The sequence below is a fragment of the Streptomyces sp. NPDC093598 genome (assembly GCF_044764825.1).
GTDB lineage: Bacteria > Actinomycetota > Actinomycetes > Streptomycetales > Streptomycetaceae > Streptomyces.
The window spans coordinates 236,959-250,619 of the sequence record NZ_JBIWIV010000003.1; the positions used below are offsets into that span (position 1 = coordinate 236,959).

The following is a 13,661-nucleotide window of genomic DNA, read 5'->3' on the forward strand; positions in this document are numbered from 1 at the left end:
CGCGCGGCTACGCCATCCGGTCAAACCGGGAGTCGCCGGGAGACACTTGTCCACAGGCTGGGGACAACAACTTGAACCGTACCGGCCGCCCTGACTACCGTGACGGACTCCGATTCGTTCCCTTATCCCTGCCCCACCCGATTTACATCCCGAGCCGTCCCAGAACCACACGTTCGTGGGACCTGTGAGAGAGCGTGCCCTGTGGCTGACGTACCTGCCGATCTTGCCGCAGTGTGGCCACGCGTATTGGAGCAGCTCCTCGGGGAGGGCCGCGGCCAAGGGGTCGAGGGGAAGGACGAGCACTGGATCCGGCGCTGCCAGCCGCTCGCGCTGGTCGCGGACACCGCCCTGCTCGCCGTACCGAACGAATTCGCGAAAGGCGTACTCGAGGGCCGGCTGGCGCCCATCGTCAGCGAGACGCTGAGCCGCGAGTGCGGCCGCCCGATCCGGATCGCGATCACCGTCGACGACTCCGCCGGCGACCCCCCGGCGCCGTCGGCGCCCCAGGCCCGCCCCCAGTCGCGCTACGAGGAGCCCGAGCTTCCGGCCGCCCGCCAGGACCGCGAAGGATACGAGCGGCAGGACCGCGACAGTTACGACCGTCCGGACCGCGACGGGTACGAGCGCCAGGACCGCGACGGTTATGACCGTCCGGACCGCGACGGCTACGAGGGGTACGGCCGCCACCGGGCCGACCAGCTGCCCGGCCCGGCCGGCGACCAGCTTCCGCCTACGCGCGCAGATCACCTTCCCACGGCCCGTCCCGCCTACCCGTCCGAGTACCAGCGCCCCGAGCCCGGCGCCTGGCCGCGGCCGACGCAACAGGACGAGTACGGCTGGCAGCAGCAGCGCCTCGGCTTCCCCGAGCGTGACCCGTACGCGTCACCCAGGCAGGACGCGTACGACTCCCAGGACTCCTACGGCCCGCCCTCTCAGGACGCCTACGGCTCCTCCTCGCAGGACTACCGCCCGCAGCCCATGGAGCGCCCCTCCTACGAGCAGCCGCGCCCCGACTACGACACGTCACGCGGTGACTACGACCGTGACGCGATCCGCCGGGAGCTGCCCGATCCGCCGGCCGGCTCCGGGCACGTCCACCGGGGCGGCCCGGTCGGCCCGAACCTGCCCACGACGGGTGCGCCCGGCCCGCTGGCCGCGCAGCCCGCGCCGGCGACCGGCCCGGGTGAGCCCACCGCGCGTCTGAACCCGAAGTACCTCTTCGACACGTTCGTCATCGGCGCCTCCAACCGCTTCGCCCACGCGGCCGCGGTCGCTGTGGCCGAGGCGCCTGCGAAGGCGTACAACCCCCTGTTCATCTATGGGGAGTCCGGGCTCGGCAAGACGCACCTGCTGCACGCGATCGGGCACTACGCGCGCAGCCTCTACCCGGGCACGCGGGTGCGGTACGTGAGCTCGGAGGAGTTCACCAACGAGTTCATCAACTCCATCCGCGACGGCAAGGGCGACAGCTTCCGCAAGCGGTACCGCGAGATGGACATCCTGCTCGTCGACGACATCCAGTTCCTGGCAGACAAGGAGTCGACGCAGGAGGAGTTCTTCCACACCTTCAACACCCTCCACAACGCCAACAAGCAGATCGTGCTGTCCTCCGACCGGCCGCCGAAGCAGCTGGTGACGCTGGAGGACCGGCTGCGGAACCGTTTCGAGTGGGGTCTGATCACGGACGTCCAGCCGCCCGAGCTGGAGACGCGGATCGCGATCCTGCGCAAGAAGGCGGTGCAGGAGCAGCTGAACGCGCCGCCGGAGGTGCTGGAGTTCATCGCGTCCCGGATCTCGCGGAACATCCGCGAGCTGGAGGGCGCGCTGATCCGCGTCACGGCGTTCGCCTCGCTCAACCGGCAGCCGGTGGATCTGGGTCTGACGGAGATCGTCCTGAAGGACCTCATTCCCGGTGGCGACGACTCGGCGCCCGAGATCACCTCGACGGCCATCATGGGCGCGACGGCGGACTACTTCGGGCTGACCGTCGAGGACCTGTGCGGCACCTCGCGCGGCCGCGCCCTCGTCACCGCCCGGCAGATCGCCATGTACCTGTGCCGTGAGCTGACGGACCTGTCGCTGCCGAAGATCGGCGCGCTGTTCGGCGGCCGCGACCACACCACGGTCATGCACGCGGACCGCAAGATCCGCAATCTGATGGCCGAGCGCCGCTCCATCTACAACCAGGTCACCGAGTTGACCAACCGCATCAAGAACGGCTGACGGCGACGACAGAACACCGCTGAGGGCGCCCCGGAGCGATCCGGGGCGCCCTTCTCTTGTGCCCGAGACGGATCACCAGCCCCCACCTCCCTCACCGAGCCGCAACCCGCTGTTCGATTAATCGCCGGGTTACGGCCTCCCTCCACAGATTCGGTGACTTTCTGCCGTCCACACCCTGGGGACCGGGAAGTTGTCCAGACGGTGTCCACAGCCGACGCTGTTGAAAGACCATCAGACCAGCTCAGGTGGTTGTGGATCGGTGGACAAAGGATCTCCACAGACTGTGGACGACGAAATGATCCACAGGCTGTGCACCGAGTTGTCCACCGGCCGCCCACAGGCTGGGTGGAGTTGTCCCCAGCGATCGGTCGCTTCTCCACATGCCTGTCCACTGTTCGGCAACACGACGCGCCTCCTCACCGTGTCGAGTGAAAGGCGTCACACGAAGCTGCCGGGTTGGGCTGTGGGAAAGACGGGTAAACCTGGGGACGGCGCTGGGGAGAACTCGCCCCACCCTGTGCACGGAGTGTGCAGAACTTTCTGTTCTCCACAGATACGCCCGGTTGTCCACCGCCTCCACCCACAGGACCCGTGGACAAAATTCCCGCCCTGAGCTGGGCAAACGAGGTTATCCACGGTATCCACAGCCCCTACTACTACTCCCGACTAGAGAGAGCTGGGAATCCGTTTCGAAGGGGGCCCTGTGCACAACTCGCTCTTCGGCGCCCGACCGCCCCTCGTCACGACTTGACCCCGAGAGGCACCTACTGTCAGTGCGGTGCGTCAGACTGGTCCCCGGTGTCCTCCCCCTCACAGGGACCGTCGACACCGAGACAGACGACGAGGGCCAGGCAGAGCGAGAAGCGCCGGCAACAGCAGGAGGCGGCAACAGTGAAGATCCGGGTGGAACGCGACGTACTCGCGGAGGCAGTGGCCTGGGCGGCACGCAGCCTCCCGGCCCGTCCGCCGGCGCCTGTCCTCGCCGGCCTGCTGCTGAAGGCCGAGGAAGGCCAGCTGAGCCTGTCCAGCTTCGACTACGAGGTCTCGGCGCGGGTGTCCGTGGAGGCCGAGGTCGACGAGGAGGGCACGGTCCTGGTCTCCGGCCGCCTGCTCGCGGACATCTGCCGCGCGCTCCCCAACCGGCCGGTGGAGATTTCCACAGACGGTGTACGGGCGACCGTGGTCTGCGGCTCGTCCCGGTTCACACTCCACACCCTTCCTGTGGAGGAGTACCCGGCCCTGCCGCAGATGCCGAACGCGACGGGCACGGTCCCCGGCGAGGTCTTCGCCTCCGCCGCCTCCCAGGTCGCCATCGCGGCCGGCCGTGACGACACGCTGCCCGTTCTCACGGGTGTCCGCATCGAGATCGAGGGCGACACCGTCACGCTGGCGTCCACCGACCGGTACCGCTTCGCGGTCCGCGAGTTCCTGTGGAAGCCGGAGAACCCGGAGGCCTCCGCGGTCGCCCTGGTGCCCGCCAAGACGCTCCTGGACACCGCCAAGGCCTTGACCAGCGGCGACCAGGTGATCCTGGCGCTGTCCGGCTCGGGCTCGGGCGAGGGCCTGATCGGCTTCGAGGGCGCCGGCCGCCGTACGACGACCCGCCTGCTGGAGGGCGACCTCCCGAAGTACCGCACGCTGTTCCCGACGGAGTTCAACAGCGTCGCCGTCATCGAGACCGCCCCCTTCGTGGAGGCCGTGAAGCGCGTGGCCCTGGTCGCCGAGCGCAACACCCCGGTGCGGCTCAGCTTCGAGCAGGGCGTGCTCATCCTGGAGGCCGGTTCCAGTGACGACGCACAGGCTGTGGAAAGGGTGGACGCCCAGCTCGAGGGCGACGACATCTCGATCGCCTTCAACCCGACGTTCCTGCTGGACGGTCTGAGCGCCATCGACTCCCCGGTGGCGCAGCTGTCGTTCACGACGTCCACCAAGCCCGCGCTGCTCAGCGGCAAGCCGGCGCTGGACGCCGAGGCGGACGAGGCCTACAAGTACCTGATCATGCCGGTGCGCCTCAGCGGCTGAGCCCGCCCGAGGGCCGGTGAGCCGCCGAGGATCGTCAACGGTTGTCCACAGGCTGAGGACAAACCTGCAGGTGAGGGTGTACGAGTGAGCGCGTATGCCCACAGATGTGCGCGAGCGTCCGGGTTTAGGCTCGGACGCGGGTACGAAAGTGCCTCGCGGTACGCACGTGCCGCCACGCCACGTCGCAGAACCTAAGGAACACAACTGATGGAGCTCGGTCTCGTCGGCCTCGGCAAGATGGGCGGCAACATGCGCGAGCGGATTCGCCGCGCAGGTCACACCGTCCTCGGATACGACCGCAACCCGGACCTCGCCGATGTCCACAGCCTGGAAGAGCTGGTGGGCAAGCTCAGCGGTCCGCGCGTGATCTGGGTGATGGTCCCGGCCGGTGAGGCCACGCAGACCACGATCGACCGGCTCGCCGAGCTGCTGGAGCCCGGCGACGTCGTCGTGGACGGCGGCAACTCCCGCTGGACCGACGACGAGAAGCACGCGGAGGAGCTGGCGGCCAAGGGCATCGGTTTCGTCGACTGCGGTGTCTCCGGCGGTGTCTGGGGTCTGGAGAACGGCTACGCGCTGATGTACGGCGGCGACAAGGAGAACGTCGCCAAGGTGCAGCCGGTCTTCGACGCCCTCAAGCCGGAGGGCGACTTCGGCTCGGTGCACGCCGGCAAGGTCGGCGCGGGCCACTTCGCGAAGATGGTCCACAACGGCATCGAGTACGCGATGATGCAGGCTTACGCCGAGGGCTGGGAGCTGCTGGAGAAGGTCGACAGCGTGACGGACGTCCGGGAGGTCTTCCGCTCCTGGCAGGAGGGCACGGTCATCCGCTCCTGGCTGCTGGACCTCGCGGTCAACGCGCTCGACGAGGACGAGCACCTGGACGAGCTCCGGGGTTATGCACAGGACTCCGGCGAGGGACGCTGGACTGTGGAGGCCGCCATCGACAACGCGGTGCCGCTGCCGGCGATCACCGCGTCGCTGTTCGCGCGGTTCGCCTCCCGCCAGGAGGACTCGCCCCAGATGAAGATGATCGCGGCGCTGCGGAACCAGTTCGGCGGCCACGCGGTCGAGAAGAAGTAACCGAGTACCGAGGGAGGTCGGCGAAACGACCATGCATGTCACGCATCTGTCGCTGGCCGACTTCCGCTCGTACCCCCGGGTCGAGGTCCCGCTCGACCCCGGGGTGACGGCCTTTGTCGGGCCGAACGGGCAGGGCAAGACCAATCTCGTCGAGGCCGTCGGCTATCTCGCCACCCTCGGCAGCCACCGGGTCTCCTCCGACGCCCCCCTGGTCCGTATGGGCGCCGAGCGCGCGATCATCCGGGCTCAGGTCCGGCAGGGCGAGCGGCAGCAGCTGGTCGAGCTGGAGCTGAATCCGGGGCGTGCCAACCGGGCCCGTATCAACAGGTCCTCGCAGGTCAGGCCGCGTGACGTACTGGGGATCGTGCGGACCGTGCTGTTCGCGCCCGAGGATCTCGCACTGGTCAAGGGCGACCCCGGTGAGCGGCGCCGCTTCCTCGACGAGCTGATCACCGCGCGCTCCCCGCGTATGGCCGGGGTCCGGTCCGACTACGACCGGGTCCTCAAGCAGCGCAACACCCTGCTGAAGTCGGCCGCGCTGGCCCGACGGCACGGTGGCCGCACCATGGACATGTCCACCCTGGACGTGTGGGACCAGCATCTCGCGCGCTCGGGCGCAGAGTTGCTCGCCCAGCGCCTGGACCTGATCGCCACGATCCAGCCGCTGGCCGACAAGGCCTACGAGCAACTCGCGCCCGGCGGCGGCCCGATCGCGCTGGAGTACAAGCCGTCCGCGCCGGGCGAGGCGCACAGCCGCGAGGACCTCTTCGAGCAGCTGATGGCGGCGCTCGCCGAGGCCCGCAAGCAGGAGATCGAGCGCGGCGTCACGCTGATCGGCCCGCACCGGGACGACCTTCAGCTCAAGCTCGGCCAGCTGCCCGCCAAGGGCTACGCCTCCCACGGCGAGTCCTGGTCCTACGCGCTGGCGCTGCGCCTGGCGTCGTACGACCTGCTCAGGGCGGAGGGCAACGAGCCGGTGCTGGTGCTCGACGACGTCTTCGCCGAGCTGGACACCCGCCGCCGTGAGCGCCTCGCCGAGCTGGTCGCGCCCGGCGAGCAGGTCCTGGTGACGGCCGCGGTCGACGACGACGTACCGCATGTGCTGTCCGGGACGCGGTTCGCCGTGTCCGAGGGGACGGTGGAGCGCGTATGACGGAGAACACACCCGGGGGCGCCCCGAAGTCCGCCGAACCCTCCGGTGTCGACCTCGCGCGCGTGGCGCTGCGCGCCGCCAAGGACGCCGCACGCGCGCGTGGGGACGCGGCACAGCAGAAGAAGCAGGCGCGCCGCGGCGGTCTGCGCTCCGGCGCGCGTGCCGACGGGCGTGACCCCATGGCGCTCGGTTCCGCGATCAACCGGCTGATCACCGAGCGGGGCTGGGAGGCTCCGGCCGCGGTGGGCGGTGTGATGGGCCGCTGGCCGCAGATCGTCGGCGAGGACGTGGCCAAGCACTGCGTGCCGGAGCGGTACGAGGAGGACGAGCACGTCCTGACGGTGCGCTGCGACTCGACGGCCTGGGCGACGAACCTCCGGCTCCTCGCTCCGACCCTGGTCGCGCGCCTCAACGAGGACCTGGGCCACGGCACGGTGAAGCTGATCAAGGTGCAGGGCCCGAGCGGCCCCGCGCGCCGGTACGGCCCGCTGCGGGCCCCCGGCAGCACCGGTCCGGGCGACACCTACGGTTGATCGAACACCGGTTTCCCACCCGTCGACGGCACGTGACCGACTTCACATCGATGGCTTCCGTCTGCTGTTTCGGAGTGCCGGCGGCCCTCGCGTCGTGGGCCCGCACACGGTTGCGAATCGCGACCTGACTCCTAAGTAGCCAAGGGTTGACGGCCGGAAGCGCTGAGTGCCTCCGTGAGCCTCTTGGAGCCCCCATCCGTATATCGGGAGTCGGACAAGACCCGTCGAGGGCGGCACATGCGGACTCAGGTACCGGCAAACCCCCATCAGTGTCAGTGCTACCGGTAGACTGGAAGCAATCCCGCCCCAATCGTGGGGACCGTCCGGGAAAAGCTGAGCAACGCTGATCAAGGCTTACCAACGCAACATGCCGCAGCCGCTCCGGCAACCCGCCGACGAGCCTGGCTCGTGCTGTGCCAGAAAGGGCGCTTCGTGGCCGATTCCGGCAACCCCAACGAGAACATCCCGTCCACCGACGCAGGCGTGACCAGCGAGGCGATCACCTCCAACGGCGAGGTCACCGCCTCGTACGACGCCAGTGCCATCACCGTCCTCGAGGGTCTGGACGCGGTCCGCAAGCGACCCGGCATGTACATCGGCTCGACCGGTGAGCGCGGGCTGCACCACCTCGTGTACGAGGTCGTCGACAACTCGGTCGACGAGGCGCTGGCCGGTCACGCGGACACCATCGACGTGACGATCCTCGCCGACGGCGGCGTGCGGGTCGTCGACAACGGCCGTGGCATCCCGGTGGGCATCGTCGCCTCCGAGGGCAAGCCGGCCCTCGAGGTCGTGCTGACCGTGCTGCACGCGGGCGGCAAGTTCGGCGGCGGGGGCTACGCGGTCTCCGGCGGTCTGCACGGCGTGGGTGTCTCCGTCGTGAACGCGCTGTCCTCGAAGGTCGCCGTCGAGGTCAGGACCGACGGCCACCGCTGGACGCAGGACTACAAGATGGGCGTCCCGACGGCGCCGCTCGCCCAGCACGAGGCCACCGAGGAGACCGGCACCTCGGTCACCTTCTGGGCCGACCCGGACATCTTCGAGACCACCGAGTACTCCTTCGAGACGCTCTCGCGGCGCTTCCAGGAGATGGCGTTCCTCAACAAGGGCCTCACGCTCAGGCTCACCGACGAGCGCGAGTCGGCGAAGGCCACCTCCGGTGCGGACGAGGCGGGCGCGGACGAGACCGCCGAGGTCAAGACGGTCACGTACCACTACGAGGGCGGCATCGTCGACTTCGTGAAGTACCTCAACTCCCGCAAGGGCGATGCGGTGCACCCCACCGTCATCGACCTGGAGGCCGAGGACAAGGACAGGCAGCTGTCCCTCGAGGTCGCCATGCAGTGGAACGGCGGCTACACGGAGGGCGTGTACTCCTTCGCCAACATCATCCACACCCACGAGGGCGGTACGCACGAAGAGGGCTTCCGTGCCGCGCTGACCTCGCTGATCAACAAGTACGCGCGCGACAAGCGGCTGCTGCGCGAGAAGGACGACAACCTCACGGGTGACGACATCCGCGAGGGTCTGACGGCGATCATCTCGGTCAAGCTGAGCGAGCCCCAGTTCGAGGGCCAGACCAAGACCAAGCTGGGCAACACCGAGGCCAAGACCTTCGTGCAGAAGGTCGTCTACGAGCACCTCGCGGACTGGCTGGACCGGAACCCGAACGAGGCCGCGGACATCATCCGCAAGGGCATCCAGGCGGCCACCGCGCGCGTGGCGGCCCGCAAGGCCCGTGACCTCACCCGCCGCAAGGGTCTGCTGGAGACGGCGTCCCTACCGGGCAAGCTCTCCGACTGCCAGTCGAACGACCCCACCAAGTGCGAGATCTTCATCGTCGAGGGTGACTCCGCCGGCGGCTCGGCCAAGTCCGGCCGCAACCCGCAGTACCAGGCGATCCTCCCGATCCGCGGCAAGATCCTGAACGTCGAGAAGGCGCGGATCGACAAGATCCTGCAGAACCAGGAGATCCAGGCGCTGATCTCGGCCTTCGGCACCGGAGTCCACGAGGACTTCGACATCGAGAAGCTGCGCTATCACAAGATCATCCTGATGGCGGACGCCGACGTCGACGGCCAGCACATCAACACCCTGTTGTTGACCTTCCTGTTCCGCTTCATGCGGCCCCTGGTCGAGGCCGGTCACGTGTACCTCTCCCGCCCGCCGCTCTACAAGATCAAGTGGGGCAAGGACGACTTCGAGTACGCGTACTCCGACCGTGAGCGCGACGCCCTGATCGAGATGGGCCGCAACGCGGGCAAGCGCATCAAGGACGACTCCGTGCAGCGCTTCAAGGGTCTCGGCGAGATGAACGCCGAGGAACTGCGCATCACGACCATGGACCAGGAGCACCGCGTCCTCGGCCAGGTCACCCTCGACGACGCCGCCCAGGCCGACGACCTGTTCTCGGTCCTCATGGGCGAGGACGTCGAGGCCCGCCGCGCGTTCATCCAGCGCAACGCCAAGGACGTCCGCTTCCTCGACATCTGAGTCGGTCTCAGCTGACCGCATCAGGAAGGATCTTCACCAGCAATGACCGACGAGAACACTCCCGTGACGACGCCCGAGGGTGACGCCCTGGCCATGCGCGTCGAGCCCGTCGGGCTCGAGACGGAGATGCAGCGTTCGTACCTCGACTACGCGATGTCCGTCATCGTCTCGCGTGCGCTGCCGGACGTCCGCGACGGCCTCAAGCCCGTCCACCGTCGTGTGCTGTACGCCATGTACGACGGTGGCTACCGCCCCGAGCGCGGTTTCTACAAGTGCGCTCGCGTCGTCGGCGACGTCATGGGCAACTACCACCCGCACGGCGACTCCTCGATCTACGACGCGCTGGTCCGCCTCGCGCAGCCGTGGTCGATGCGCATGCCGCTCGTGGACTCCAACGGCAACTTCGGCTCCCCGGGCAACGACCCGGCCGCGGCCATGCGGTACACCGAGTGCAAGATGGCGCCGCTGTCGATGGAGATGGTCCGTGACATCGACGAGGAGACCGTTGACTTCACGGACAACTACGACGGCCGCTCCCAGGAGCCGACCGTCCTGCCGGCCCGCTTCCCGAATCTGCTGATCAACGGCTCGGCCGGTATCGCGGTCGGCATGGCGACCAACATCCCGCCGCACAACCTGCGCGAGGTCGCCGCCGGCGCCCAGTGGTACCTGGAGCACCCCGAGGCCTCGCACGAGGAGCTGCTCGACGCGCTCATCGAGCGCATCAAGGGCCCCGACTTCCCGACCGGCGCGCTCGTCGTGGGCCGCCGGGGCATCGAGGAGGCGTACCGCACCGGCCGCGGCTCCATCACCATGCGCGCGGTCGTCGAGGTCGAGGAGATCCAGAACCGCCAGTGCCTGGTGGTCACGGAACTGCCGTACCAGACCAACCCGGACAACCTCGCGCAGAAGATCGCCGACCTGGTCAAGGACGGCAAGATCGGCGGCATCGCGGACGTCCGTGACGAGACGTCCTCCCGCACCGGCCAGCGCCTGGTCATCGTGCTGAAGCGGGACGCGGTCGCCAAGGTCGTGCTGAACAACCTCTACAAGCACACCGACCTCCAGACGAACTTCGGCGCCAACATGCTGGCGCTGGTGGACGGCGTGCCGCGCACGCTCTCGCTCGACGCGTTCATCCGCCACTGGGTGACCCACCAGATCGAGGTCATCGTCCGCCGTACGCGCTTCCGGCTGCGCAAGGCCGAGGAGCGCGCGCACATCCTGCGCGGTCTGCTGAAGGCCCTGGACGCCATCGACGAGGTCATCGCGCTGATCCGGCGCAGCGACACCGTCGACATCGCCCGCGGCGGCCTGATGAGCCTGCTGGAGATCGACGAGATCCAGGCCAACGCCATCCTCGAGATGCAGCTGCGCCGACTGGCCGCCCTGGAGCGTCAGAAGATCGTCCAGGAGCACGACGAGCTCCAGGCGAAGATCAACGAGTACAACGAGATCCTCGCCTCCCCGGTCCGTCAGCGCGGCATCGTCAGCGCCGAACTGGCCGCGATCGTGGAGAAGTTCGGCGACGACCGCAAGACGACGCTGGTCCCCTACGAGGGCGACATGTCCATCGAGGACCTGATCGCCGAGGAGGACATCGTCGTCACGGTCACCCGGGGCGGCTACATCAAGCGCACCAAGACCGACGACTACCGCGCCCAGAAGCGCGGCGGCAAGGGCGTGCGCGGCGCGAAGCTCAAGGAAGACGACATCGTCGACCACTTCTTCGTGTCCACGACGCACCACTGGCTGCTGTTCTTCACCAACAAGGGGCGCGTCTACCGGGTCAAGGGCTATGAGCTGCCGGACGCCGGCCGGGACGCGCGCGGTCAGCACGTCGCGAACCTGCTCGCCTTCCAGCCGGACGAGGCGATCGCCGAGATCCTGGCGATCCGCGACTACGAGGCGGTTCCCTACCTCGTGCTCGCCACCAAGGCCGGACTTGTGAAGAAGACGCCTCTGAAGGATTACGATTCGCCCCGTTCCGGCGGTGTGATCGCGATCAACCTCCGGTCGATGGAGGACGGTTCGGACGACGAACTGATCGGAGCCGAACTGGTCTCGGCGGACGACGATCTGCTTCTGATCAGCAAGAAGGCGCAGTCGATCAGGTTCACCGCCTCGGACGACACCCTGCGGCCCATGGGCCGTGCCACCTCGGGTGTCAAGGGCATGAGCTTCCGCGAGGGCGACGAGCTGCTCTCGATGAATGTTGTTCGACCCGGTACGTTCGTGTTCACTGCCACAGACGGCGGGTACGCGAAGCGGACCAACGTCGACGAGTACCGCGTCCAGGGTCGCGGCGGCCTCGGCATCAAGGCTGCCAAGATCGTCGAGGACCGTGGGTCCCTCGTCGGCGCGCTGGTGGTCGAGGAAACCGACGAGATCCTCGCCATCACGCTGTCGGGCGGTGTGATTCGTACGCGAGTCAACGAGATCAGGGAAACCGGCCGTGACACCATGGGCGTCCAACTGATCAATCTGGGCAAGCGCGATGCCGTCGTGGGCATCGCTCGCAACGCCGAGGCGGGACGCGAGGCGGAGGAGGTCGACGGCGATGTGGCCGTCGACGAGACCGCCGAGGGTGCCACGACCAGCGGCACGGACGAGGGTGAGGCGCCCTCGGCCGAGTAGGCACGAGGAGTGAGTCAGCGTGAGCGGAGCCACGGGCGCCGGACCGGCCGGTACCTCGAGGGGTACGGAAGCGGACGACGGCGGCCGTGGCTCCGCCGCGCGTGCGGCGGACCCGCACACGACCAACCTGAAGGCGATCAAGTCCCCGGCCAAGGACACGCCCTCGCCTGACTCGCATGAAGCACAGGGGGGAACTGTGACGGACACCCGAGGTCCGCAGACCCGGCAGCGTAAGGATGAAGTGGGCCCGTCCGCCTCCGGTGCGCAGCCGCGGCCGGCCGCGCAGGAACCGGGCACGTCCTCGCCGCTGCCCGGTGAACGGCAGACGCAGCAGCAGGCCGGGCCGTACCACCCGCCGCAGGCCTACCCGGCGCAGCAGCAGGCTGCGGCCGCCCCGGCCGCGGGCGCCGCTGCCGACGCCGCTCGCCGGCCCCGCACGGGGGCGCGCACCACTCCGCGCGTTCGCAAGGCGCGGCTGCGGGTGGCGAAGGCCGACCCGTGGTCGGTGATGAAGGTCAGCTTCCTGCTCTCCATCGCCCTGGGCATCTGCACGATCGTGGCGTCCGCGGTGCTGTGGATGGTCATGGACGCGATGGGCGTCTTCTCGACGGTCGGCGGCACGATCTCCGAGGCCACCGGCTCGAACGAGTCCAACGGCTTCGACCTGCAGGCCTTCCTGTCGCTGCCCAACGTCCTGATGTTCACGTCGGTCATCGCGGTCATCGACGTCGTCCTGGCCACGGCCCTCGCGACGCTCGGTGCGTTCATCTACAACCTGTCCGCGGGCTTCGTGGGCGGTGTCGAGCTGACGCTCGCCGAGGACGAGTGACGTCCTTCGAGGTGGTCCCGACAACCGATTTTGGGACTGCGCGTGTCGTGCGCTAATCTTCAGGAGTCAGCGCGCGGGACACACACCGCAGAGCGCGGCGGGGCTATAGCTCAGTTGGTTAGAGCGCATCCCTGATAAGGATGAGGCCACAGGTTCAAATCCTGTTAGCCCCACCAGCGAGAAGACCCCCAGTCGATACCGGCTGGGGGTTTTTGACATCCAGGGCCGGCCTCAGTGGGCGTCTGCCTAGACTCGCGGAATGACCTTGGAATGGGAACAGGTAATCGTTCACTCGGTGGATCCGGTGGCCTTGGGGCAGTGGTGGGCCGAGGCTCTTGGCTGGGTAGTGGTCTACTCCTCTGATGACGAGTTCGAGATCCGCCCGGAGCCGGATCGCATGCCAGGGTTGGACTTCGTCCGGATCGAGGAGAGCAAGCAGTTCAAGAGCCGGCTGCATCTCGACTTCAGGCCTGACGACCAGGCCGCGGAGGTGGCTCGCCTCGAGGCTCATGGCGCGAAGCGGGTCGACATAGGCCAGGGCGACCAGTCGTGGATCGTCATGGCCGACCCCGAAGGCAACGAGTTCTGTGTCCTTGGCCGACGCAAGCAGTGAGCCGGGACGTGCGGAAGCAGTGAGTCGGGACATGCGTAAGCCCGGCGGCTCTGCCGAGCTGCCGGGCTCTGTACG

The 13,661-nt window shown here is 68.3% G+C and carries 9 protein-coding genes and 1 tRNA gene; all 10 read left to right on the plus strand.

Annotation, left to right across the window (positions count from 1 at the left end; genetic code table 11):
* The first annotated feature begins 201 nt into the window (after nt 1-201).
* The 10 genes from dnaA to ACIRDU_RS12925 all read left to right on the plus strand — a co-directional run bounded on the left by dnaA (nt 202) and on the right by ACIRDU_RS12925 (nt 13,586).
* On the plus strand, nt 202-2,223 hold the full coding sequence (dnaA, locus tag ACIRDU_RS12880; protein WP_403577881.1) for a chromosomal replication initiator protein DnaA: 2,022 nt from the start codon (nt 202-204) through the stop codon (nt 2,221-2,223).
* 891 nt (nt 2,224-3,114) lie between these two features.
* Nucleotides 3,115-4,245 carry a DNA polymerase III subunit beta gene (dnaN, locus tag ACIRDU_RS12885; protein ID WP_384152584.1) on the plus strand — a complete coding sequence of 377 codons (1,131 nt, stop codon included), beginning with the start codon at nt 3,115-3,117 and terminating at the stop codon, nt 4,243-4,245.
* A 207-nt stretch (nt 4,246-4,452) separates the two neighbouring features.
* Entirely contained in the window at nt 4,453-5,328 is an 876-nt protein-coding gene (gene gnd / locus ACIRDU_RS12890) for a phosphogluconate dehydrogenase (NAD(+)-dependent, decarboxylating) (protein WP_363121439.1), read from the plus strand.
* A gap of 31 nt (nt 5,329-5,359) precedes the next feature.
* Nucleotides 5,360-6,481, plus strand: a complete 1,122-nt coding sequence (gene recF, locus ACIRDU_RS12895) for a DNA replication/repair protein RecF (RefSeq protein WP_403577885.1) — start codon at nt 5,360-5,362, stop codon at nt 6,479-6,481.
* Entirely contained in the window at nt 6,478-7,014 is a 537-nt protein-coding gene (locus ACIRDU_RS12900; RefSeq protein WP_403577888.1) for a DUF721 domain-containing protein, read from the plus strand. Before recF ends, ACIRDU_RS12900 begins: the two co-directional genes overlap by 4 nt.
* 432 nt (nt 7,015-7,446) lie before the next feature.
* The gene (gyrB, locus tag ACIRDU_RS12905) at nt 7,447-9,507 is read left to right on the plus strand and encodes a DNA topoisomerase (ATP-hydrolyzing) subunit B (protein ID WP_386631841.1); all 2,061 of its coding nucleotides are present in this window, start codon (nt 7,447-7,449) and stop codon (nt 9,505-9,507) included.
* A 42-nt stretch (nt 9,508-9,549) separates the two neighbouring features.
* Complete coding sequence (gyrA, locus tag ACIRDU_RS12910; RefSeq protein ID WP_403577891.1) at nt 9,550-12,144, plus strand: DNA gyrase subunit A; 2,595 nt, start codon at nt 9,550-9,552, stop codon at nt 12,142-12,144.
* Between the two features lie 19 nt (nt 12,145-12,163).
* Nucleotides 12,164-12,973 carry a DUF3566 domain-containing protein gene (locus ACIRDU_RS12915; RefSeq protein WP_403577894.1) on the plus strand — a complete coding sequence of 270 codons (810 nt, stop codon included), beginning with the start codon at nt 12,164-12,166 and terminating at the stop codon, nt 12,971-12,973.
* Between the two features lie 99 nt (nt 12,974-13,072).
* Nucleotides 13,073-13,149, plus strand: a tRNA-Ile gene (locus tag ACIRDU_RS12920).
* Nucleotides 13,150-13,232: 83 nt separating this feature from the next.
* A complete protein-coding gene (locus ACIRDU_RS12925) occupies nt 13,233-13,586 on the plus strand; it encodes a VOC family protein (protein WP_403577897.1) in 354 nt (117 codons plus the stop codon).
* The last annotated feature ends 75 nt before the right edge of the window (nt 13,587-13,661 follow it).